A 23,463-nucleotide genomic window follows, 5' to 3' on the forward strand; every position below is an offset into this window, starting at 1 on the left:
CGTACGCTTCCCCAAGGAAGCGTACGGAACCAAGTCTTTTTTTTGTTGCGCCCGAAAATTTTAGGAAGAAACGACCCCGTTCAACACCCGGCATCTGCCGGGAACGTCCGTACGGAATTTTTCCACGTTGCCGTTGTCCGCTACGGTAACATAGACCGTTCTGCCGTCCGGACCGCCGAAGGTCAGGTTGGTGCAGTTTTTGCCTTTCAGAACGACTTCCTGAACAATTTTACCCTGAGGAGAAATTTTCAGGACCGTTCCTTTACCGAACCGGGTGCTGTACAGATTGCCCTGCGAATCGCAGCGCATGCCGTCCAATCCGAAGTCAGGGAATTCGATGAACAGACGCTTGTTCGAAATCGCGCCCGCTTCGGTCAGATCGTATACCCAGATCCGGCGCTGTACGGATTCGTTCACATACAACTTTTTCCCGTCCGGCGAAACTTCGATCCCGTTCGTTGTCCCCATTCCGCTCTCCAGTAGGGTCACGCTGCCCGGGGTTACCCGCCACAGGTTGCCCGTGTTGTTGCTCCAGTTCGGATCGCTGGCAAATACAATATCGTTAGCTGAAATGGCGATATCGTTCGGCTGGTTCATGCCGGGTCCGTGAGCCCAGACCGAAACGGCCTTTGTGTTCATGTCCACTTTCAGCACGTTGTGGTTCTTATAATCGGCAATCAGCATCTCTCCGGCCCGCGTAAAGCGGATCCCGTTGCCGATGCTGCCGTTCGGAAGCTCGATGAACACGCTGCTTTCTCCCGACGGCGTCACTTTACCGATGGTGCCTTCTCTCGCATAGTTCACGGCATACAAGTTTCCTTTGGCATCGCAGGCCGGTCCTTCGATTCCGCCCGTAAAACCGTGAGGAGGCGTAAATACACTGCTTTTGAATAATTGTTCCATGTCTGATCTCTCCTTTTTTTGATCCACTCCACTTTCCGGGATCGCTGTGTATAGCCGGCAAGCGGCTTTCTCTTTAAACGAAAGAAGATAGATGAGAACTCAGTGGGCGGAAAGCTGGCGGATGACCAGCCCCGCCGCCCCGATAGCGAGCGCTTCCTCTCCGAAGCTTCCTTTGCTGAATAGCACCTGGTAGTCGGGGTAATAATAAGTTTTCTTTATCGCGGTCTGTGTGGCGGTATAGAAAAACAGATCATTAGTCGAAATAAGCGGTCCGCCGAGCACGACCTTCTCCGGATGCAGCATATTGAGCAGATTGGCCAGTCCGATGCCGAAATACACGGCAGCCTGGGTCATCACCTCGACCGCCAGCGGATCGCGGTTGTTCAGAGCCTGGACAATCTCGCGGAATGCAAGGGCATCCGGACTGCCGAACGAGGATAACATACTGGGCCGTCCCTGTTTGAGCTTGGAGCGTATTTCCCGTTCGACCGCATAAATGGAAGCATAGGACTCCAAGGCTCCGTAATTCCCCTCCTGGGACCGGGGAGCGACGCCATCCGTCTGGATGATCATCTGGCCGATCGAGCCTTCCATATCGACGGCCCCGTAGATGATCTTTCCTTCGCTGAGCATGGACGAGCGGAGTCCGACGCCGAGGTGTACATACAGCATATGGCGGAACGAGCGTTTATGCCTGGACCAAGATTCCGCGAGAAGCGCCGTATTTGCTCCGTTATCGAGCAGGACGGGCATACCGAGCTTGTCTTCCAGCATACGGCGCACGGGCACGCCCTGCCAGCCCGGTGTCGGGAAATAGCGCGGATTCAGGATGACGCCTTCTTCGCGGTCCACCGGGCCCACGGCTCCGACACCCATCCCGAGCACATGCTCGGAAGCGATCCTTCGGCGCTTCAGCATGGCCTTCGCTTCTTCGGCGAGAGCGGCCAGCAGTACATCGGGCGTCATCGTCTCGTTCATTTCCCACGTACGGGATTCGAGCACCTTCATCTGCATGTCGGTCAGCACGAGACGGGAAAGCGTCCGGGATATATCGACGCCGAATGCGCAGCCGTAATTGGCCTGGATCCGGTACAGAACCGGCCTGCGGCCGCCTGTCGACGGGCCGTGCCCCGACTCGGCGATCAGCCCCTGCGTGCACAGTTCGTCCAGAAGCCGGGTAAGCGTGCTTACGGTCAAGCCGCTTTCTTCCAGCAGTTCGATCTTCGAGACCGTTCCGCCTTGACGGATCAACTCGAACAATTCTTTTTGTTTGCGGTTTCCGATACGCTCGGAAATCGGACGGTTAACCATAAATCGCCACACCCACTAACGCACTAAGCAGAATAACGGACAACGGATGCATTCGGTAACGGATAAGCCCGAGCAGCGCCAGCAGAAATATCGCCGCCGAAACGGCGGACTTCCAAGTCCACCATTCCGCCCGGAAATAGGTAAAGCCGAAGCGCAGAGCCGCCACGGCGACCAGCGCGGCTACCACGGGGCGCAGCCCGTAGAACACGATTTTGACGGTACGATGCGTCCGGATGCTGTAGAAGAAACGCGCCACGGCCGCGATCAGAACGACGGACGGAAGCACCATGCCGAGCAAGGCTGCCGCCGCTCCGGGAAGTCCCATCGTCATTTTGCCGATATAAATCGAACAGTTCGTGGCCAGGGGCCCCGGCGCCATGCCGGAAATCGCCACGGCTTCCGAAAACTGCCCGGGCGTCAGCCACCCCTGCAGCTCAACCTCATGCTGAATGGCCGGAATCATGGCGAAACCGCCGCCGAAGGAGAGAATACCGATTTTCAGAAACGTCCAGAAGAGGATGATCAGCATCTGTTCTCTCCCCCTTATATGCCTTCGCCGAAATAGCATTCCAGCTCGGGATAACGGGGAACGGCCGGGGCAGCGGGATGTTTCCGTTTCCGCTTTTTGGGCTCAAAGCTCACGGCGAAGCCGAGCCGGCCTTTGACCAGTACCAGCGCACAGCCGGCAGTGACGCCGAGAAGCATGACGAGCAGAGGATGGATTCCCGTGAGCAGTAAGGCCGCGACAGATCCGGCAAACACAAACAGCGAGGCACCGTCAAAGACCGAGGAGCGCAGCAGCTTCAATCCCGCATAAGCGATCAAAGCCAGAACCGCCATCTGAATGCCCTCCATTGCCGCAATAACTTTAGGATACTGCCTGAACGCCGAAAAGCCAATAGCAAGCAGGAGTACCAGAACGAAAGTGGGCAGCATCATGCCGAGAACAGCGGCCAGCATGCCGGGCACACCGCTCAGCTTATAGCCGACGAATGCGGCCGCGTTCACGCCGACGCCACCAGGTGCTACGCCCGAAACCGAAATCACCTCGCCGAATTCGTCTTCGTCCAGCCAGCGGCGGCGCAGCACGATTTCCCTTTCCAGAATAGGCAGCATGGCGAAGCCTCCGCCGAAGGAAACGGGCCCGATGCGGGCGAACGAACCGAACAAGTGAAGCAGCAGTTTCATACGGGCAGTGGAAATTTTCAAGAGAGTCATCTTCTTTCGTGTCTGTAGGGTAGGATAACTCTATTTTAAACAACTTTATTTCATTTTGGAATAAACTTATGCGTATTTCTATGAAATTAGACGTTTTTTTCTCTTTACTCGCCTATTTCTTATTCACTTACAACTAATTTCATATAAAAGTTGGGATTTTTTACGCCTTTTCCCTTCTGATATACAGTTATAATCCGATCCTAATAATAGGACTTACTTTCCCGTTTTCGACAAAAAATGACCTTACCTGCCTATTTTTTTGTTTCACTCTACCTTTACCGGGTAAATAAATTTAGTTTCTAACAACCCGTACGTCATGTGCCCGAATCTTCGATCGGAGAACTCCGGGACAAGAGATGAATACCATGAAGGAGGTTGTTTTGTGAAAAAACACTTGACGGGAGCCCTGGCTCTTCTGCTTACGCTAACGTGGCTGCCTTTTCAGCAGGCGTCGGCCAAAGAAGCCGGGCCTTGGACCGATCAAACCCTGATCGCCCATGCGATGGGCGGAATTTCCGGCGAAACTCTCACAAATTCATATGAAGCGTTTCTGGTGAATTACGAAAAAGGGCACCGCCTGTTCGAGGTCGATCTAAATTTGACATCCGACGGCCAGCTTGCGGCCCGGCACGACTGGATGCGTTATTTGTCCGACCGTCTGCAGCCGACACTTCCCGATCATCTGAAAGACGGGCCGATCCCTTTGGCTGATTTCAAACGCCATAAAATTTTGAACAAATATACACCTCTTGATTTTGATCTGCTGCTTCAGCTGCTGGAGCAATACCCGGACGCCTACATCGTCACGGATACGAAAAGCGAAGATCCGGAAGTCGTACAGAAACAATTCGAGCTTATCGTCCAAAAAGCAAAAGCGGTGGACCCGGCTCTTCTGGAACGCATCGTTCCCGAATTGTATGAGATCGAAATGATTCAGCAGGTGAAGAAAATCTACGATTTTCCGAACTATCTTTTCTCCATATATATGACAAGCTATTCGGAAAAAGAAATCATCTCGCTCGTGAAGAAGCATAACATCAAAGCGGTCGCGATGCCCTACGAGCGGGCGACTTCAACGATGATCGGGGGCCTCGACAAACTGGGCGTTCCGGTATACGTTCACACGATCAACGAGATGAATGAAATCAACCGGCTGAAAAAAATCGGCGTTCACGGGTTCTACACCGATTTCCTGACTTACCGCCAAGTGTCGCCGAATTCCGCGGCCGCGAAAACACAGGAAACCGCTGCCGTCAAAACGGCGTCGGCCGCTCCGGCGGACAGCCAAGGCGGCAACGTGGCACAAGCCGGAGTAAAACCCGCCGCTGCGGCTGCGCCCTCTGCGCCTAAAGAGACGCTTATGCAAAAGCTCGCCGCGCTTGTCAATCAAGTTTTCGAAAAATAGATAAAAACGGGCCCTAGAGCGGCCCGTTTTTTTATGGTTTTTTTTCCGGTCCGCCTTGCGTCTCCCCGTTAACCTCTCTTGCATCCTCCATGCCCAACAACCGGTCAGGACGCCAATCGATAAAAGCGCCGCCTTATTATGTTCTCCGCCCTCGTATGCCGCCTTCCCCACTTCCCTGGAAACACAAAGAAACCGGATCTCAAAGATCCGGTTTCTTCTTATCATAGGAACGGAGCGTTCTCCGTTTCTATTCCGTTATCGTTCTGCTCAGATGCGGCGGTCGGTGTCCGCCGGAGCGTCATCACGGTAGCTGCTAGACCAGCGGTGATATTCGTCCTCCGCGGCATCCTTCGTATGTCCGTAACGCTCTTGAAGCTTGCCTACCAGTTTATCTTTTTCGCCGTTAATAACATCCATATCGTCGTCCGTGAGTTTACCCCACTGTTTTTGCGCTTCCCCTTTGAGCTGTTTCCATTTCCCTTTAAATACGTTGTTGTCCATGGTATCTCATCTCCTTAGAGGTTATTTGTTATCTCTACATCCTTTACTTACCCTCCCAGGCGGTTGATGAAACCCGTGCCCATATACGGCGCCGGAAACGGCCGGACATCAAAAGAGCCGACTCTCTTGGAATCCAAGCAGCTGTCGGCTATCTTTATTAGATCATATTTCCTCCAGCAGCGGCAGGGGGAAATTTTTACAGAAGGGGATACATATGTACACTCCCTACAACATTATATAAACATTTCATAAAAAGGGCATCGCGATATCAGTCGGCGCCTTCACCTTCCGCCGGTTTACAGGCCGCTCCCCAGGTTCCATTCGGAATAAAACCGCACCAGATACTGCTCCATAAACTCATGCCGCTCTTCAGCCAGCTGTCGGCCCGTTTCCGTATTCATCTGTTCTTTAAGCTTGAGGAGCTTCTCGTAAAAATGGTTGATCGCCGTGCTCTTGCCATCGCGGTACTGCCGTACGGTCATTTCCGTACGGGGTTCAAGCTGCGGATCGTAAATCAGACTTCCCCGCGCTCCCGCGTAAACGAAGGTCCGTGCTATGCCGATGGCTCCGATCGCGTCGAGCCGGTCCGCATCCTGAACGATCCGGCCTTCCAGTGTGCTCATTCTTGTACCGCTGCCAGCCTGAAAAGACATGGTGCCGATGATGTCAAGGATATGCCGGGCGGTTTCCCCGGGTACCCTGTTGTCTGCCAGCCACCCGGCAAGTTTCCCGGTTTCCTTCTTTTTATCGTCCACCAGCTTCTCGTCAATGAGATCATGCAGTAAAGCAGCCATTTCGCACACAAACTCGTCGGCGTTCTCCTTCTTCGCGATAAGCTTGGCCATGCGGGTCACCCGGTGAATGTGCCACCAGTCGTGTCCGGTCGGCTCATCCTTCAGCTTTTCCCCGGCCAATTGATACGCTTTCTCCAATACAGTCTGTTGTTCCATAGCATACAATCCTTTTTAAATGATAATTGTGGAAAAGAACGACTCGCTTTTGCCCCGATTTAGCTTCTGACTTGCAGCGGATCTATTCTCCGGACAAAAAAAAGTGTACTCCCCGGAATTGCGAGAGTACCAGAACGTGTGGAGTGTGAAATTGAAGCTGACCCGTACCCTTATTACACCATAAATAGACAAAGTTCATAAGGGATAAATTCGGCGAATAAAGGGCACAATTATCTACTCTTTGCGGGAATTCCCTTTCTTGGCAGGAAAAATACCGCATACGGCTCCTGCCTGCATGCGGTATCGGGCTTATTATGTCTGCACTTAAGAAATAGCGCGAAGCAATTCCTTCACATCTTCAATGCGGGTCAAGCCTGTTGCGGAATCGATAATCGACGTGTACACGTGAGGAATGATGATTTCGGCACCGTTCTCCGCGCAAACTTCCACGACTTTGCCGATCGTATCGATATCGATACCGCCGGTCGGTTCGAATATTTTGATTCCCTGGGCGACGGAAGCTTTCACCATAGCCGCCAGTTCGTCAAGACGCGTCGTGCCGCCGATCGGATAGAACTTCACGGAGTGAACGCCGATTTCGGCGAGCATAGCCGCTGCCGCTTCGCAAGAAATCGTGTCGTTTTCAAAAGAAACGCTGGTCGGGCCCGTGGCGATCCGGACTTGACCGGCCGTTCCGCTTGGCGTAATCAGGGCGTTCACGAGCGTATCTTCGCTGCCCACCGCGCGCATAGCTCCGAGCGTGTAACCCGCAGCCGGGAACACCTGGTTCACGTGAGCCGGTTTGGTGCGGACGGAAACGTCCACAACCTTGCTCCACATCGCCGGATCGCCGGCGCCGAGACCTACGGAAACCGGTACGCCTGCGGCTTGAAACTCTTCCACGGTTTTAACCGCTTCGTCCACGGACGGGAAATTTTTAACCATCAGGCCCACATATACGCGGCCCTCCGCTGCTTCTACGATTTGCTTGGCGTTCTCAGCCGTTTTCGCTAGTACGTTTAATTTAATCGTCGGTTGTGCCATTTCGTTCTCTCCATCTCCTTTATCTTTAAGGGGGTTTTAAAAACTAGGCTTGCAGAATTTCTTTGATTCTCTGCGCGATCACGCGCTCCTGGCCTTCCAGCAGCGGACGAGGGTCCACGCTGATGATTCCGAGGTTGGAATAATGATTGCGCGTGTACACGGCCGGGCTGCCCGATTCGAGCTCTTGGATGAGCTCGTAGGCGGTTTTGCCCGCGGCTTTCGCGTCGATGGTGAGCTGCGCGCGGTAAATGGCGCGTCCCGCTTCATCCTGAGTGATGGCGCCCTTCACGCCCGGAACGTCTTTCAGCTCCCCGATGAGCCATTCCATGCGCTCACGCTGCTGCTGGGACTCGTCCGGGCGGTTGTCGTAACGGCGAAGCGCCGTCAGGAGGCCGATGATGCCCTCCTTGCCGATCTTCATCGGGCGGCCGACGCCTTTGTACTGCGCCCGGCAGGCGACCATCAGGTCAGCGCGTCCGCAGATGAAGCCGGAGGTCGGGCCTTCCAGGGCTTTGCCGCCGCTGTACACGACGATCTCCACGCCCATCGCGACGTACTTGCGGAAATCTTCTTCGGCGGCCGCGTCCACGATAAGCGGGATGCCTTTGTCCTTGGCGATCGCCGCCATCGTTTCGATGGACTGCATGCCCTTCTGCACCGCGTGGTGAGACTTCACATACAGCAGGGCGGCGGTTTTGTCCGTGACCGCTTCCGCGATGTGGTCTTTCTCCACGTGGTTGGCCTGGCCCACCTCGACGACTTTGCCGCCGCCGATAGCGATCATCTGCGGAATGGACGCTCCGAAATGGACGGAGTGGCCTTTCTGGATGATAATCTCGTTGCGGAGGCCGTCGGTGAGCGGGATACGCTCGATCAGCGACAGGCTCGTGCCGGCGATAACGGCCGCGACTGAAATCGCGATGCCTCCGGCCGCACCCGTAGTCGGACAGCCGTCTTCGGCGCCCGTTACTTCGGCGATGACCTTGCCGGCCTGCACCATCAGCTCGCTGATGTCCACGTAGTCCATTGCCGCCTCGGCTACCGCCGCCGCCACATCTTTGTGAACGGCGCTGGCTCCGAGGGCGGTCATTTTACCGCTTGCATTGATGACTTGCTTACAACCGTAACGCTCAAAAATACTCATGGTCTCTCTCCTCTATCCTTGATTTGAATCCATGGTATGAACATCTTGTCGTGCAGGGCTGACTTTCGCCAATCTCGCTTATTTCGTTACGATCGGGAAGATCGCGCCGAGGATCATGGCTCCGATAATCGCGCCGCCGGCGATCGGCTTTTTATAATAGTAGAAAATAGCTGCGCCGATAGTTGCGCCGATCCCGACCGGAATGGAAGCCATAACGGCGGAGATGACAATCAGGGGGCCCAGATAGCGCCCGGAGGCGTTCCCCGCACCCATCATGACATCCGCTCCGAACGTCGAATTCGAGGCGTTGATCGTAAACTTACGAATCAGGATGATGACTGCTCCGACGGCTACGCCGAGTACGGCGCCTGTCAGAAGAGCCAGCGGGAAGTTCGTGAGCGGTGCCGTCATACCGGCGCCGAGCATAAGAGCCGGCACACCGATACCGATTCCGGTTTGAAGAGAGCCGCCGATGTCGAGGATACCGACCAGAGGGGCTTCGAGAATACGGGCGAACAGGAAGCTTGCGCCGAATGCCGCTGCGGCTCCGTAGCTGCCGCCCTTCAGACCGGCTTCCAGCATGGCGACGATCGCGATATCGTTAAAAGCGCCTACATGATATACATAGTATAAGTGAGTTCCGGCAAAAATCCCAGAAGAAAGACAAGCTACGAACAAAACAAATGCCCATTCCGAGAACCAGAAGCCTTTTTGCAAGTTATTTTCCATGTTATTTCACCACCGATCCGAAGAATGCATGCAGGTCGATCAGCCACTGCGGTGTCGTTAAGTTCATGCTCTTAAGAAGCGCCACGTCAAACGCGCGGAAGAATCCGCTGAAAATGAACAGCAGGATAACGGCTACGAGCATGGTCTTGGTGATCCGGTTCCAGCCGCTGTCGTCCACGCCCTTGCCGATGAGAATACCGAGCACGATACCCGGCACGGCGTTGCCCATGACGAGGTGGGAGAAACCGCCGAGCATGGTCGCCCATACCCCCGTCCGTTTGCCCGCATCCATGGCGGCGGTCCAGAATACGATCGGCATGATCGGATTGATCAGCCAGTTTGCCGCCGGGACAAGTACCTTCGTCGCGACGGATTGCAGCGAAGCCGGAATCGCCGCCGCGGTCGAGTTCAGAAGCGCGACCACCACGGCACCGATAATTGCGCCGGTCCAAGCCATTTTACGCGGGTCGTGAAGTGTTTCCTCCAGCTTTTTGTTGCGGGAAAGCAGCGCAGCGGCCGACCAGTGCGGAATGATCCGGTGGTCGACGTCCTGGGTCAGGGCGCCTGCGCCCACAACGGATGCCCAGGCGTTGAACAGGAAGCCGAGGCCGAACGAGAAGTGAGCGACGGCGTCGCCTTCGCAGGCGTTCAGCTCGCCGAAGGTGCGGAACGCGCCCATTCCCTGCACGTTCGGTGCGTGGAACATCCGCGCCGCGCCGGCTCCGACCCCGAAACCGACCAGGAGTCCGATAATGATGGACTCAAATACAATCATCAATGTGTTCATGTGTATCCCCCAAAACTTCAGTATACAGGTGGTCTCCAGATCTCTCTATCCTCACACAAATCTTCACACAAAACAGCTGCCCCGGCAGTTCAGCGCATATGAAGCAGACGCTGATACTTGCTCAGGTTCTCTTTATTTTCAGTAAATTCCACTTCCGAAAGGTTCACATATTTCAGTTTGACCGTTATTCGCAGAGTCACCTCGTAGCGAGTTCTCGTCCGCGGAAATAAGAATCCGAGAAACTTCTCACGGTATTGCGTCAAATGGGCCGAAACGACTTCCACATCCTGAGGCTCGATTTGCAGAAGAACATCTGACGTCTCCTTCGAAATTTGGCTTTTCATGCGGGTCAGAGCCTGTTGAAAAGCTCCCTGCTTGGTTTCCGACATCCCGCTTACGACGAGTGTTAACGGCTTTTCCTGAAACATGGTTTACCTCCCGTTTTTCTTGATAAATTCTTCGGTTAAACGGCGGCCGAGTTCTTCGACATCCATGAAACCGAACCCAAGAACTTTTTTGCCTTCGCGGATCGCCGTAACGCCCGCATCAATGGAACGCATGCCGAATTCCATCGGATATTTATATTTGGTATTCGCCGTAACCGCACCCGCTCCGCCGCTTCCGCAGAAGGAGATGCCGAAATCGGCGTTTTCCTTGTTCATTACGTCGCCAAGCTTCATGTCGGCTCCGACGCCCGGAATAACGATAGCGACTCCGCCGGCGGCCTCTACGCCTTTTGCCACGTTTTGGCCTTTACCCAGACGGTCACCGATAACTACTTTCACTTTGTTTTCCATAAACTTCCACTCCTCAAAGATTAGTTTTCGCCGCTTCGAAATGAACTGCCAGGAAAAATATTTCGGCATCATCCAGTTTTCTTTGCGGCGGCATGTTGTAGCCGGCGAGCAAGCGCTTACTGAGATCGATAGACTCCGCACTGATCTCCTCGAACATCTCCGGCTCGATTTCCGGCAAATATTCGTCCTGATCGACTCTTCTCAGGAAAGCGAGAAGATGAATGCCGATAATGACGGCTTTCGTATGCGGTATACTAAGCCCGATCTCTAGCGACATCGGGCGAAGTTTCGTTAACAGGTCTTCTACCGCTTCGAGCTTGTCGGGAGAAGCTTCCGTTTTCTGCGGGATTTCTTCCACGACTTCATTTATGTTGTACATGGTGTATCGCTCCAGCTCTTAAAGTATATTGCGGCAGCAGCTGCTGGTCGTATTGAACCGTTTTGCCTTCCGAATCCGTAAGGGAAACTGCCTCCTGCACAAGCCGGAATACGGTGATATCCGCTTCGGCGCCTTCGCGGAGGGTACCGATTTCGTTTTCACGCTGCATGGCTTTGGCCGGGGCCACGGTGGACCAGGCTACTACCTGCTCCAGGGAATAGCCCATCGCCAGGAGCTTCGTCATTGTCAGGGCGAGGCTGTAAACCGGTCCGCGCTCCAGATTTTCCAGATACAAGTCCGTGGAAATGGAGTACGGATCAATGCCCAGCTCCTTCGCTTTAATCATCGTATCGAAGCTGAAGCTGGAGCTGCCGTGTCCGACATCGAACAGGACGCCGCGCTCCAGCGCGCGCACCGCCTGCGGAATCAGACCTCCGTCCGCACTCAGGATGCCGCCCGCTTTGCCGTGGAAGGCATGCGTGACGACATCCCCGGCTTCCAAGAGATCCAGCACGTCTCCCAATTGAGGAGGAGCGTTGCCGATATGAACCATCACCGGAATGCCCGCTTCTCTGGCCGTATCCTTGGCAATCTCCAGGGGACGGATGCCGCTCGTTTTGACGACCGATCCGCTCATGCGGGCTTTGATGCCGATAATCCGGTCCCGGTTGCGCTCAATGACCGCAAGGACTTCCTTCGGATCGAGCTTTGCCAGATCGGCCAGCTCCGAGCGGCCTTCGACGAGACCGGGGGCCGAGATGTTCAGCCAGGCATAAACCCGGCTTTTGCTCGGTTCGATGCTTCTGCGGACGAAATCGTCGAAATTGGCGGCTCCCGAGCTGCCGGCGTCGACAACGGTCGTTACCCCCTGGTCGATCCCGACGCGGTCCGGGGCTACGCCCATGGCCGGTACGCCTTCATAAATGTGGGTATGCATATCGATGAAGCCAGGCGACACGTAACTTCCCGAAGCATCGAGCGTCTTTCCGGCTTCTACGGCGACCGTGCCCGCTTCGAACACGCCCGCGATTTTTCCTCCGCTTACCGCAACGTCAAAGGCACCGGATATTCCTGTGGATGGATCGATTACTGTTCCTCCGTGGATCAACAAATCTGCTTTCATGGTTACGCACTCCTCTCAAAGTACCGTAAAATGGCCATTACTTCGCCTTCCGTCGCATGGATGCGATGTTCGGAAAGCAGCATTTTTAATTCCTCCGCCAGTTCGCCTTCCGCCCCTTCGGCTGCAGGTGCGGCCCCCGTCTGGATATAAGCCGTATCGAACGCGATGCGGTTCATCATGAAAAGCAGATGAAGCGTCAAGCCTTCGAGTCTTTCCTCATTCAGATACGGGGTAAAACGCGTCCGGATCGCCCGGCTCAGTTCAAAGCCTCTCCAGATTATATCCTGGAACTTTTGTTCCAGATAGGAAAGTTCGGGCCTCTGGAGGCTCGATGACCGGACCTCCGAGTTACTTCCCGCGTCTTCTTGCTTCTCCAGGTTTTCAAGTCTCAGCCGGATCGATTTAAAATCGTTCTTGTCCGGAATCGGATTGACGACCACGACAGGTACGGACGCTTCAATCGGGAATATGCTGATGACCAGATCGAAATCGCCGCCGGCCTGCTTGTCAAACTCCATTACGGAACAGAAGGCCGCGACCTGGAGTGTCTTGATTTCATTCTCAATGACCGTCTTCAAAAGCTTGGATGTCCCCCGGCCGGTTCCACATACGACCAGCGCCCGGTACCGCTGTACTTCCTGCCTTCGTTCGAAAGCGGCCTGGAAATGAAGGACGATATAAGCGATGTCCGAAGCCGACAGCAGAATGCCGTAAGGAGAAAATACTTCTCTGCAGGCGGAGCTTACGGTTTCGAACATGCTCCGGTAAGATCGCAGTATTTCTTGAAGCAGCGGATTCGGTTCCGCGACTCCGTAGCTGTATTTGTTCAATTTGTCCGCAATATGCGCATGAAGATGCTGAATGAGATCCGGATCTTTGCGGAACCGGACATGAACCGACTCGCTGACTCTGTCAATAAGCTTCTTCGTCACGGCAAACGCGTCGGGCAGCTGCGCCCCTTCTTCATCCCGCTCCTTGAGCAGCGGGGGAATCAGGCCGATCGCCGGCAGGCTGATATAGCGGATATTTTCCTCGGATAGAGGAAGCTCCAGTTCCGCAAACAGTCCCGTTAGCTTCTGCCGGAACAAATCCGAGATGCTCAGATGGTAGCCCGCCAGCGTCCGCTGATCGAAGGCGACGGCGCGTTCGCCCGGATCGGAGGCGGCTTGTTCCTCCGCCTCCGCCGTGTATTGTCTTTGAATGACGATGCAGAGCCGGATGAACACTCCGATGATCGCGTTGTCCGTCAGCAGCAGCTGAGTCTTCTCCCGGATTTCGCGGACCAGCGAGCCGACTTCCTCGAACACGCGGTCGAGATCGCGCACCGGCTGCAGAAACCATTCCAGCAGCTTGCTGAAGTGAAGGTGCGGCCGGCGTTCCTGCACGACCCCCTGCACGATCTGGAACATGTCGTTCCCGTCCAGCAGGTCCTGAATCACATGCTCCAGGACGGCGCGCCTTCTCATTTCGGAACCGCTTACCCGGATTCCGTGGCGGGTCCGGCTGAGAGTCAGGTCCGAGCCCGCAAGCAGCTGATCGGCCAAAGCCAGATCCGCCTGAACGGTGTTCCGGCTTACGTCGTGCTTGGCGACGAGTTCGCCGATAGTGAGGTAGCCGTCCAGGAGCAGAAGATCGATCAGCATATGCCTCATCCGCCCCTGCTGGTTCAGAAAGACGTGCTCGCCGACCGCATCCAGTTTCTCCAGCAAATGAATGCGCTCCGTATCGGTGCAGTCGATCCAGATTCCCCGGCTCGGCTTCGAGAGCAGTTCGATCTGTTCCTGCTGAAGCCAGAGCCGGATCGTTTCCAGATCGTATTTGACGGTCCGTTCGCTGACTTGAAACTCTTCCGCACATTCCTTGATGCGGAGCGGACTGTGGGAATAGACGATTTTTTTGAGCAGTGCACGAGATCGCGTTGTGAGCGTCATGATATCCCCTCCTGCATATTCATCCTGTTAACGTCTATTGTACCACTACCCGCCCGCCGGTACGGAAGAAAAACGAGTCTTTTCCCTAACGGTCCGTCATCTCGGTTACCGCGGATTTCATTTCCATGCGCGCGTTTTTTCTCTTGAAGGTATTTATAGACTTACCGGTATATCGGGCCGGCCCGCGCAAAAGTTTACAGCCACTCCGCAACGGCCGGGACCCGGCTTAAGATATGACGGCGGATTTCCTCGGCCGTGTCCAGTTCCAGCGCTTCGTCCGCCAGACGGCTCAGCTCGCTCCGGTCCAGCTTGTGCATCAGCGCCCGCGCCTGAGCGACGGAGCCGCTTCCCATGCTGAACTCATCCAGCCCCATGCCCAGCAGCAGCGGGATGGCGATTACGCTGCCGGCCATTTCGCCGCACATGCCTACCCAGCGGCCTTTCGCATGCGCCGCCGTGATGACGTGGCGGATCAGCCGGAGCACCCCCGGATTGAACGGTTCGCTCAAATGCGCGACCGTTTCGTTCATCCGGTCCGCCGCCATCATGTACTGCACGAGGTCATTGGTGCCGATGCTGAAGAAGTCGGCTTCGCGCGCCAGCTGATCGGCCGCCATACCCGCCGCCGGCACCTCGATCATGATGCCCACCTCGACGCCGGCTGCGTAGCTGACGCCTTCGGCATCCAGCTCCGCTTTCGCTTCGGCCAGGACCGCATTCGCCTGGCGGAGCTCCTCAATGTTGGAGATCATGGGGTACATGATCTTCACATTGCCGTAAGCGCTCGCACGGAGTATCGCGCGCAGCTGCGTGCGGAACAGATCTTTCCGGTCCAGGCAGAGGCGGATGGCGCGATAGCCCAGGAACGGGTTCGCTTCCTTCGGCAGGCTCAGATAAGGCAGTTCCTTATCGCCGCCGATGTCCAGCGTCCGGATGACGACCGGCCGGCCGGCGAACATTTCGGCCACGATCTTGTAGGCCAGAAACTGCTCTTCCTCTGTTGGCATCGAATCGCGCCCCATGTACAGGAACTCCGTCCGGTACAGCCCGATGCCCTCTGCCCCGCCGTCTCTGGCGGCCTGGGCGTCCTGCGGGCTGCCGATATTAGCGGCAAGCTCGACATGATGCCCGTCCGCGGTTTCCGTCGGGCGGCCGATATAGGCGCCCAGCCGGGAGCGGCGCTCTTCGTACCGGGCCTGTTTGCCCCGGTACAGCTCCAGAAGCCCGGCATCGGGATTGATGTGGACGGTGCCTTCGCCCCCGTCCACGATCACGTAGTCGCCGGGCTGCACCCGTGCCGCTCCCGCGCCCATGCCGACGACCGCCGGAATTTCCAGGGAGCGGGCCATGATCGCCGAATGCGAGGTCCGCCCGCCCACCGCCGTAACGAAGCCGGCGATGCGGCTGCGGTCGAGCCGCACCGTATCCGAGGGCGTCAGGTCATGGGCGAAGAGGACGACCGCTTCGCCGTCCCCGCCGATGTCGCCTGCGGATTCCCCGCGCAGCAGGCGCTGCAGGCGGCCCGCCACGTCGCGGATGTCCGAGGCGCGCTCGCGCATGTACGGGTCGCTCATGTTCTCGAACAGCTCCACGAGCGCCTTCGCCGCGTCCTCTACGGCGGCTTCGGCGTTCAGCCGCTCCGTGCGGATGGCGTCGGCCGCCGCCCCCACGAAGTCGTCGTCTTCGAGCAGCAGCATGTGCGTTTCGAAAATTTCGGCGTGAGCCTCACCCAGTTTGAGAGCGGTTTCTTCTTTGAGGCACTGAAGCTCGTCGAGAGCTTCCCTTGTCTTCTCTTCCAGCCTTGCAGCTTCAGCCGCGGTTTCTTCTTCAGCCAGCGTTCTGCGCTGCGCTTTCTCTGCCTGAGGCTGCCACAAATGTGCCTTCCCCATCGCGTAGCCGGGTGCGGCCGCGATGCCCTTCACGCTTTCCGTTTCTCTCTCCACTATCATCCGGTCACCTATTCAAGTACGGACTCGAGCATGGTTCCCAGCTCGTTTACCGCTTCTTCTTCCTGTTCGCCGGAAGCTTTAACCGTTACTTTATCCCCGTAACGCATTTCCAGGGAAAGCAGACCGACGATGCTTTTCGCATTAACGCTTTTGTCTCCCTTGGTAATCGTAATATCACATGTAAACGCTTTTGCTTTTTTCATAAGTGCCCCTGCGGGACGCGAGTGAATACCTAACGGATTCTGTACGGAAAACTCTTTCTCCATCTGTGGTATCTCCTTCCGATTTGAAGCTGGTTTCTGCTTAAACTTTTTGTAAAGGAAAGGTTCCTGTAAGCCCAAGATAACGCAACCGCTTCCAACTGAAAAGATCAAACCTTTTGCACCATCCACGGTGCAAAAAGAAACCGGGTCTGGGAAAATAGTCCCAAACCCGGTTCTTCAGTTGCCGCCATGCAGGGAATTACGCCGGAAAATTAGGCGGTTGAGGCAGATGCCCTTCCCCCGCGGAAGGCTCCGTTTCTTCTCTTTTTTTACGGACGTCGGCCATCAGCCTGACTGCTTTCGCCTGTACGACCGGAATGGAAATAAGACTGACGAGCGTGATTCCGATAATGGAAATATACAGCCAGCCCTCCAGTTTATCCAAAGACATAATGAACATCAGCAGCACGATCCGCATTCCGACCAGCATCGTTTCCCGCCAGATGAGAAAGGCCGCTTTTCTGCCCGGAGTATAGTCTTCAATACATTGAAACTGCTGGGCGTTCCAGATCATCGCAAAGAAAAACATGCCGAACGCCGTAAGCACATTCGAAAGGATCAGCAGCGGTTTAAGGGGAAACATCGCAATCACAAATCCGGCCGAAAGCAGAATAACGCCGAGCCAGAGACAGAAATTATCGTTCCATTTGAACTTCCGGTACAGAACAAGCCCGAGAAAAGCCGACCCCGTATACAGCAAATTCAGCAGCGCGATAAGCAGCTTATCCTGGGTGACCGTGAATGTGAAAACGAGCGTAAACAGGTTTTGAAACTGCAGGAATACGCCTCCCGCCAAAATCGAAAGGATCAGCCAGACGGAATGGCGGCCTCCGAAAACCCGCTTCCATTGAAGCTGCTGCCAGAAGCCCATGGGGGGCGTTTCCGTTCTAGGCAGGGCTATACGAGGCATCGTGGCCGAGAAAACCAGCATGACGATCAGGAAGACAAACATCAGAACAAACGAACTCTCATACCCGAACCAGCCGATAAATTGGGCTGAAATAATGGGGATAACCATAGACAATATCGACGCGATGAGGTTGTTGGCCGCGAAAAAGGAAGCGATTTCAGTTCCTTTACCTGAAAAAGAGACGCTCAAATTTTGGGCGACCGTATAAAACCCCCACATGAGACCGACCGGAAATCCGATAAGGGCGATCCACACAATCCGGTTCTCCAGCGTCAGGAACGTCAGCATAATAAACGCGGCCGCTCCCCCGAAGGCGGACAAGGCAAGCAGCAGGCGGATCGTGCTGTGATAAAGCAGTTTCGCCCCGAGAACGAACGAAAATCCCCAGCCGATAAACATCACCATGTTGAACCAGGATATTTCAAAAATGCTGGTGTTGGCCTGCCAGATGTACAGATTCACGAAAATCCCGATGTAAATAAAAATGATGGACGAAACAAAATTCATGATGAGCATTTTTCGCATGTTCGTCGACAACGGATTCACCCTTCCGGCTCAAGCATCCAATCGATCGGGAAAGTTTTCCGATTCTCAAGCCCTGTTCGCATTATAAGCATAAGTTGTATACGCGTCCATGATTAAATTTGTTAATATCCGCGATTATTTTTTTATAAAGGGACAACCCCCCAATCCTCCCTATCTTCCGGTTCATAGCATAGAGAGATTTCTAAACGAAACCGGGAGGAATGAGCCATGACGACTTGGATCGCCACACTCGCTTTTATTGCCGCGGCAGCCTTCGTTTATCTGATTTTCCGTATAAAAAAACAGCCGAAAGAACCCCATCGGCCGTTCCAGCTGATCGTAAAGTTCAAGCCGGAAACACCGGAAGAGCTTATCTCGAAGCTTCATAAGAAGTACAAATGCAAGGTGCTGGAGCAATGCAGCACGCTCGGTCACCAGGTTCTGTTCACAAAGCAGCCTCTGCTCAAAACGATTAAAAAGTATGAAAAACATGACGTTGTGGAGTATGCGGAACTGAATTATATTTATCAGGCGTTCGATTTCCCTCCCGCCGCCGGCAAAAAACAGGGGAAAGGCCCGTCCTCTCCGGATACGGAAGCGTTTGCGATCCCCAACGATCCTTATTTCAGCCTCTATCAGTACGGTCCGCAGAAGATTTCGGCGCCTTCGGCTTGGGATGTTGCGCAGAGCGGCAGCTCCATCGTCATCGCCGTCCTGGATACGGGGGTCGAGCTGACTCATCCGGACCTGGCCGCGCATCTGGTTGCCGGGTACGATTATGTGGACAACGATTCGAACCCGAGCGACGGCAACGGACACGGCACCCATGTGGCGGGCATTGCCGCAGCCGTTACGAACAACGGGATCGGCATCGCCGGCGTCGCCCCGCTCGCTTCCATCCAGCCGATCCGGGTCCTTGACAACGCCGGCAACGGAACGGTCAGCAACATTTCCAACGCGATCATTTATGCTTCTTTCTTCGGCGCTCAGGTCATCAATCTTAGCCTCGGCTCTCCTTACAGCTCGACTACTCTCCAATACGCGCTCGACTACGCCTGGGGCAAGGGCTCTGTCATAGTGGCGTCCGCCGGGAACGACGGAAGCATGACGCCCAACTATCCGGCCGCTTACTCAACCGTCATTTCGGTAGCTTCCACGGATTCGGCCGACAACATTTCCTCCTTCTCCAACCGCGGAAGCTGGGTGCAGGTCGCCGCGCCCGGGACGACGATCCTCTCGACATTCCCCGGCTCAAGCTATGCCTACCTCAGCGGGACGTCCATGTCCGCTCCCCACGTGTCGGGTCTGGCCGCTCTCCTTGCGGGACAGGGACGCACGAATGCGCAGATCCGCGACGCGATTCTGTTTAACGCCGATCCGATCGCCGGAACAGGCACGTACTGGGTGTACGGCCGGGTTAACGCCGACCGCGCGGTACGGTCTTAAGATAAGCTGCTTCTTTCGAAACCCCGATTACCAGACGGTCGTTAGTTTCTGCCAGATTCCTTATTTGAACAGGCGTATTGGCGAATCGCTCCTCATCCGGTCATTCTTCATCCGGTCGGCGCACAGGCCCCTCTCTCCTCGGCTTAACATGCCTGTTCCAATTAAAGCTCCCTTACCGGGAGCTTTTTTTTAACAGCTTCCGTTCTAATTCGGCAGGCCACGGGCCATTCGATTGGAGAGCTTCTCCAAATCTTTTGATTTTCTTGGAAATAAACCGCTTTCAGCCCGTCATGTCCCCCGTACGGCTTCTTTTCCCCTTATATGAGGCTCTATCTGCCTTGCCCACCGTTTCCATTGCCCTTTACAATAAAGAAATGAGTTTATCCCTGAGGAGGTGGTGGCATGGGCAGTCAAAGGCTGCTTACGAACTATGTGAAAGCGAACCTGGGGCTGTATTCGGTCGGGGTCGCTTTTATTATCCTGTCTAACGTTGTGCAATCGTTCTTCCCCCGGGTACTGGGAGAATTTACGGACGATCTGCAGCTGAAAGTCGCCACATCCCACACGATCGCAAGCTACAGCATGCAGCTTCTCGGAATCGGTGTGGCTTACGGAGTGCTTTTCGGCATCGGCCAGTATACGAACGCCAGGCTCGGACGCCGGTTCGAATACGCGACGAGGCAGAAGCTGTTCCGTCATTTCTCCACGCTCAGCGAGCATTATTTCTCCAGGCACGGTGTCGGCAAGCTCCTCAGTTACGTCATGAACGACGTGACGGCCGTAAGAGAGTCCATCTCGAACGGAGTCAACCAGACCACCAACGCCATCTTCTTTATTCTCTCCGCTTTTGTCATGATGTCTTTCAGTTCCATTCCATTTGGCTTGATAGCTTTGAGTCTTGCACCTATGGCACTTATTCCGTTCATCGTCGTGTTCCTGGGGCCGCGTATCCGCTCCCGGTCTCTTGAAGTGCAGGAATCGCTGGCCACGATGACCGAATCGGCCGAAGAACAGTTCGGCGGCATCCGTGTGACCAAAACGTTCGCGGCGGAAGAAATCGCCTACGAGCGGTTCGGCCGGAACGTTGACGCGATCCGGGAAAAGCAGCTCCGGCTCGTCCGGATGTCTTCGCTTTTCCAGTCCCTGCTTCCCCTGATGGGCTCCTTCTCGATGATTATCGCCCTTCTGGCAGGCGGTTACATGACGCTGCACGGTCAAATTACGCTCGGCAGCTTCGTGTCCCTTACCTTCTACCTCCGGATGATGATGACGCCTCTGCAGCAGATCGGCAACGTGATCAATATGATGCAGCGTTCGCGCGCGTCGCTGGAACGGCTCAATCATCTGCTGGCCGTAAAACCCGATATCCGGGAGGAAGCAAAAGCGGCGCAGCTGGAAAACGGTGCGGGGGAACTGGAAATCCGCGGACTTTCCTTCTGCTACTCCGGTTCGGACCGCCAAGCTTTGGAAGCCATCGATCTGAAAGTGAAGCCGGGCAGGACACTCGGAATTATCGGACGCACGGGGAGCGGAAAAACGACGCTCGTCAAGCTGCTCCTGCGCATTTACGATCCGCCCGCGGGCACGATCTATATCGGAGGCCACGATATCCGCCGGGTTACGCTCGACAGCCTGCGCTCGCAGATCGCCTATGTCCCGCAGGACGGCTTCCTGTTCAGCACGACGATCCGGGACAACATCGCCTTCTCCAGGCGGGATGCGGCGGACGATGAAATGCAGCAGGCCGCCCGCGAGGCGCAGATTTACAGCAGCATTACGGAGCTGCCGCGCGGCTTCGAAACGAAGCTCGGCGAACGCGGCATCACCTTGTCCGGCGGGCAGCGCCAGAGAGCGAGCCTGGCACGCGGTTTCATGAAGCAGGCGCCCATCCTTATTCTCGATGACAGCGTAAGCGCCGTGGACGCCGTGACGGAAACGAACATCGTCCGCCAGATCCGCGCCGCCCACCGCGATAAAACAACGCTGATCATCGCCCACCGGATTAGTGCGGTCAAGCATGCGGACGAAATCGTCGTCCTCGACGAAGGGCGGATCGTCCAGCGGGGCACGCATAAGGAGCTGCTCGCCCGTCCGGGCCTGTATGCTTCCCTGTATCAGATTCAGGAGGAGGGAACCCGGCATGCCTGAACCGAAATCACCGGACAGTAACGCTCCAAGGGAGCCGGCTTCCACGGGTCCAGCCGGACCGAATTCTGAGGGGCCCGGACAAACGGCGGAAACCGTCAAGAATCGCGGAACCTCCGATCCGAAAGAGAATCCGCGTCCCGGAAGACTCGCCGCATTTAAAGCGACGCTGACGTATGCCAAGCCGCACAAGCTGACGTTCATCGGCATCTTCTTCTGCTCGCTGATCGCCATCGTCGCCGAGCTGCTGCAGCCGTATCTGGTCAAGATCGCCATCGACGACCACCTTTTCGGCGGGAGCGGAGCCATGCGGCCGCTTGTGGTCATCGGGCTGTTCTACCTGGGGCTGTCCGTCGTCAACTTTGCTTTTACCTATGTCCAGAACAACCTGCTCCAGTATGCCGGGCAAAGCATCGTTGCCAGTATCCGCAAAAATTTGTTCGCTCATATCTCCAAGCTGTCGATGTCTTTCTTCGACCGGTATCCGATCGGCAGCCTGGTTACGCTCGAATCGAGCGATACCGAGACGATCAGCCAGTTTTTCACCCAGGTGTTCCTCAGTCTCGTACGGGACGGGATGACCTTGGTGCTTATCATTTTTTTCATGTTTCAGCTGGATGCCACACTCGCCTTGTACAGCCTGCTTCTTCTGCCGGTCATCGCGCTGATCGCCGTCCTTTTCCGCTCCATGCTGAGAAAAGCTTATCAGGAGACGCGGGCGCAGCTGTCCCGCCTCATCGCTTATCTGGCTGAAAATCTCGCCGGAATGAGCCTGATTCAGACATACAACCAGCAGGATGAGCAGTTCGAGCGGTTCAGCGGCCGCAACGGGCAGTACTTGAAAGCCAACTTGAAAGAAATCCGCACGAACGTGCTGTTCAACCGGTCGTTCGATATTTTCGGCAACATATCCGTCGCTCTTCTCGTCTGGCTCGGCGGACTCGCTTTTCTCGGGGGCAGTATCGAATTCGGCGTGCTCTACGCCTTTATTACATACATCCGCCAGTTTTTTCAGCCGATCAACCAGATTACCCAGCAGTGGAACACCCTGCAATCGACCTCCGTGTCGATGGAACGGCTGTGGAACATTTTATCCACGGAACCCGATGTAAAAGAACCTGCCGACGAAGAAAAAGCCGAAATCGACTGGAAAAAAACAGCCGGAAAAATCGACTACAATCACGTGGATTTTTCTTATGTGGAGGGAAGCAGGGTTCTTCGGGATCTGGATCTGCACATCAAGCCGGGGGAAATGATCGGAATCGTCGGAACGACGGGCGCCGGCAAAAGCTCGCTGATCTCCCTGCTTACCCGCTTCTACGACGTGAACGCCGGCAGCGTTATGATCGACGGAACCGATATCCGGCGTATTCCACAGGATACGCTTCACCGTATGATAGGGCTTGTCCAGCAGGAGCCGTACCTGTATTCCGGTACGATCCTCGACAACGTGCGGCTGTTCCGGCAGGAAATCAGCCGCGAAGAGGTGACCGCCGCCTGCAGGGCGGTCGGCGCCCATCCGCTCATTACCCGGCTCAAGGACGGGTATGACACGAAGCTTTCGGAGCGCGGCAGCGGCCTTTCGGCCGGCGAGAGACAGCTTCTGTCGTTCGCGCGTATTCTCGTATTCAAACCGAGAATACTTATACTCGACGAAGCTACGGCCAACCTGGACTCCCATACGGAGCAGCTCGTGCAAAAGGCGCTCGCCGTCGTTTCCGAAGGCAGGACGTCCCTGATCATCGCCCACCGGCTGTCCACGATCATGCACGCCGACCGGATCATCGTCATGAAACACGGCGAAATCGTGGAGGAAGGCAGCCACCGGCAGCTGCTCGCCAAGAAAGGCACCTACGAGGAGCTGTACCGCCACTCGCAGGGCATGCAGGCGATCGGTTCCTGAGCGTCCGCCCCGCTTGCCTGCCTGCCTAAAAAGACCCGCAGTCCGCGTTCGTAACCGAACGTGAGACTGCGGGTCTTTCTTTTGCCAACGCTAAAGGCTT

The 23,463-nt window shown here is 55.6% G+C and carries 22 protein-coding genes; 4 read left to right on the forward strand and 18 right to left on the reverse strand.

From position 1 onward, the window contains the following. Window positions 1-60: 60 nt before the first annotated feature. The 4 genes from C4S74_RS10485 to C4S74_RS10500 all read right to left on the reverse strand — a co-directional run bounded on the left by C4S74_RS10485 (window position 61) and on the right by C4S74_RS10500 (window position 3,432). The gene (locus C4S74_RS10485) at window positions 61-903 is read right to left on the reverse strand and encodes an SMP-30/gluconolactonase/LRE family protein (RefSeq protein WP_103995267.1); all 843 of its coding nucleotides are present in this window, start codon (window positions 901-903) and stop codon (window positions 61-63) included. Window positions 904-1,002: 99 nt separating this feature from the next. Beyond that, window positions 1,003-2,214 carry an ROK family transcriptional regulator gene (locus tag C4S74_RS10490; RefSeq protein ID WP_103995268.1) on the reverse strand — a complete coding sequence of 404 codons (1,212 nt, stop codon included), beginning with the start codon at window positions 2,212-2,214 and terminating at the stop codon, window positions 1,003-1,005. Continuing rightward, window positions 2,207-2,743 (reverse strand): chromate transporter, encoded by a 537-nt coding sequence (locus tag C4S74_RS10495; protein ID WP_103995269.1) that lies wholly within the window; start codon window positions 2,741-2,743, stop codon window positions 2,207-2,209. Before C4S74_RS10495 ends, C4S74_RS10490 begins: the two co-directional genes overlap by 8 nt. Window positions 2,744-2,757: 14 nt before the next feature. Continuing rightward, the gene (locus C4S74_RS10500; RefSeq protein ID WP_103995270.1) at window positions 2,758-3,432 is read right to left on the reverse strand and encodes a chromate transporter; all 675 of its coding nucleotides are present in this window, start codon (window positions 3,430-3,432) and stop codon (window positions 2,758-2,760) included. 382 nt (window positions 3,433-3,814) lie between these two features. On the opposite strand from C4S74_RS10500, the gene C4S74_RS10505 reads away from it, so the two are divergent. Further along, complete coding sequence (locus tag C4S74_RS10505; RefSeq protein ID WP_103995271.1) at window positions 3,815-4,837, forward strand: phosphatidylinositol-specific phospholipase C/glycerophosphodiester phosphodiesterase family protein; 1,023 nt, start codon at window positions 3,815-3,817, stop codon at window positions 4,835-4,837. 267 nt (window positions 4,838-5,104) lie between these two features. Here the strand turns inward: C4S74_RS10505 and C4S74_RS10510 are convergent, their stop codons facing one another. The 14 genes from C4S74_RS10510 to C4S74_RS10575 all read right to left on the reverse strand — a co-directional run bounded on the left by C4S74_RS10510 (window position 5,105) and on the right by C4S74_RS10575 (window position 17,881). Then, window positions 5,105-5,338, reverse strand: coding sequence for a CsbD family protein (locus C4S74_RS10510; protein ID WP_103995272.1), 234 nt, complete (start codon window positions 5,336-5,338; stop codon window positions 5,105-5,107). Between the two features lie 296 nt (window positions 5,339-5,634). Then, on the reverse strand, window positions 5,635-6,288 hold the full coding sequence (locus C4S74_RS10515) for an HD domain-containing protein (RefSeq protein ID WP_103995273.1): 654 nt from the start codon (window positions 6,286-6,288) through the stop codon (window positions 5,635-5,637). A 324-nt stretch (window positions 6,289-6,612) separates the two neighbouring features. Next, window positions 6,613-7,332: a KDGP aldolase gene (locus tag C4S74_RS10520; RefSeq protein ID WP_103995274.1), complete on the reverse strand. Its 720-nt coding sequence runs from the start codon at window positions 7,330-7,332 to the stop codon at window positions 6,613-6,615. Window positions 7,333-7,375: 43 nt separating this feature from the next. Next, entirely contained in the window at window positions 7,376-8,476 is a 1,101-nt protein-coding gene (locus tag C4S74_RS10525) for a DgaE family pyridoxal phosphate-dependent ammonia lyase (RefSeq protein WP_103995275.1), read from the reverse strand. A 78-nt stretch (window positions 8,477-8,554) separates the two neighbouring features. Further along, window positions 8,555-9,205, reverse strand: coding sequence for a DUF4310 family protein (locus C4S74_RS10530; protein ID WP_103995276.1), 651 nt, complete (start codon window positions 9,203-9,205; stop codon window positions 8,555-8,557). 1 nt (window position 9,206) lies between these two features. Continuing rightward, window positions 9,207-9,992 (reverse strand): DUF4311 domain-containing protein, encoded by a 786-nt coding sequence (locus C4S74_RS10535; protein ID WP_103995277.1) that lies wholly within the window; start codon window positions 9,990-9,992, stop codon window positions 9,207-9,209. Between the two features lie 89 nt (window positions 9,993-10,081). Beyond that, the gene (locus C4S74_RS10540; RefSeq protein ID WP_042228729.1) at window positions 10,082-10,420 is read right to left on the reverse strand and encodes a DUF4312 family protein; all 339 of its coding nucleotides are present in this window, start codon (window positions 10,418-10,420) and stop codon (window positions 10,082-10,084) included. A 3-nt stretch (window positions 10,421-10,423) separates the two neighbouring features. Continuing rightward, a complete protein-coding gene (locus C4S74_RS10545; protein WP_103995278.1) occupies window positions 10,424-10,789 on the reverse strand; it encodes a glycine-rich SFCGS family protein in 366 nt (121 codons plus the stop codon). A gap of 13 nt (window positions 10,790-10,802) precedes the next feature. Beyond that, window positions 10,803-11,168 carry a PRD domain-containing protein gene (locus tag C4S74_RS10550; RefSeq protein WP_103995279.1) on the reverse strand — a complete coding sequence of 122 codons (366 nt, stop codon included), beginning with the start codon at window positions 11,166-11,168 and terminating at the stop codon, window positions 10,803-10,805. Next, window positions 11,152-12,291 carry an amidohydrolase/deacetylase family metallohydrolase gene (locus C4S74_RS10555; RefSeq protein WP_103995280.1) on the reverse strand — a complete coding sequence of 380 codons (1,140 nt, stop codon included), beginning with the start codon at window positions 12,289-12,291 and terminating at the stop codon, window positions 11,152-11,154. Before C4S74_RS10555 ends, C4S74_RS10550 begins: the two co-directional genes overlap by 17 nt. 2 nt (window positions 12,292-12,293) lie before the next feature. Further along, a complete protein-coding gene (locus C4S74_RS10560; protein WP_103995281.1) occupies window positions 12,294-14,222 on the reverse strand; it encodes a transcription antiterminator in 1,929 nt (642 codons plus the stop codon). Between the two features lie 194 nt (window positions 14,223-14,416). Further along, the gene (gene ptsP, locus C4S74_RS10565) at window positions 14,417-16,171 is read right to left on the reverse strand and encodes a phosphoenolpyruvate--protein phosphotransferase (protein WP_103995282.1); all 1,755 of its coding nucleotides are present in this window, start codon (window positions 16,169-16,171) and stop codon (window positions 14,417-14,419) included. An 8-nt stretch (window positions 16,172-16,179) separates the two neighbouring features. Continuing rightward, the gene (locus tag C4S74_RS10570) at window positions 16,180-16,437 is read right to left on the reverse strand and encodes an HPr family phosphocarrier protein (RefSeq protein WP_103995283.1); all 258 of its coding nucleotides are present in this window, start codon (window positions 16,435-16,437) and stop codon (window positions 16,180-16,182) included. Window positions 16,438-16,633: 196 nt separating this feature from the next. Continuing rightward, entirely contained in the window at window positions 16,634-17,881 is a 1,248-nt protein-coding gene (locus C4S74_RS10575) for an MFS transporter (RefSeq protein ID WP_258042448.1), read from the reverse strand. A gap of 216 nt (window positions 17,882-18,097) precedes the next feature. On the opposite strand from C4S74_RS10575, the gene C4S74_RS10580 reads away from it, so the two are divergent. The 3 genes from C4S74_RS10580 (at window position 18,098) to C4S74_RS10590 (ending at window position 23,363) form a co-directional block, all read left to right on the forward strand. Beyond that, window positions 18,098-19,315: a S8 family peptidase gene (locus C4S74_RS10580; RefSeq protein ID WP_103995284.1), complete on the forward strand. Its 1,218-nt coding sequence runs from the start codon at window positions 18,098-18,100 to the stop codon at window positions 19,313-19,315. A gap of 402 nt (window positions 19,316-19,717) precedes the next feature. Further along, on the forward strand, window positions 19,718-21,463 hold the full coding sequence (locus tag C4S74_RS10585) for an ABC transporter ATP-binding protein (RefSeq protein WP_103995285.1): 1,746 nt from the start codon (window positions 19,718-19,720) through the stop codon (window positions 21,461-21,463). After that, the gene (locus tag C4S74_RS10590) at window positions 21,456-23,363 is read left to right on the forward strand and encodes an ABC transporter ATP-binding protein (protein WP_103995286.1); all 1,908 of its coding nucleotides are present in this window, start codon (window positions 21,456-21,458) and stop codon (window positions 23,361-23,363) included. Before C4S74_RS10585 ends, C4S74_RS10590 begins: the two co-directional genes overlap by 8 nt. Window positions 23,364-23,463: the final 100 nt, after the last annotated feature.

Source organism: Paenibacillus sp. UNC499MF, from assembly GCF_900107975.1.
In the GTDB taxonomy this organism is placed as follows: Bacteria; Bacillota; Bacilli; order Paenibacillales; family NBRC-103111; genus Paenibacillus_F.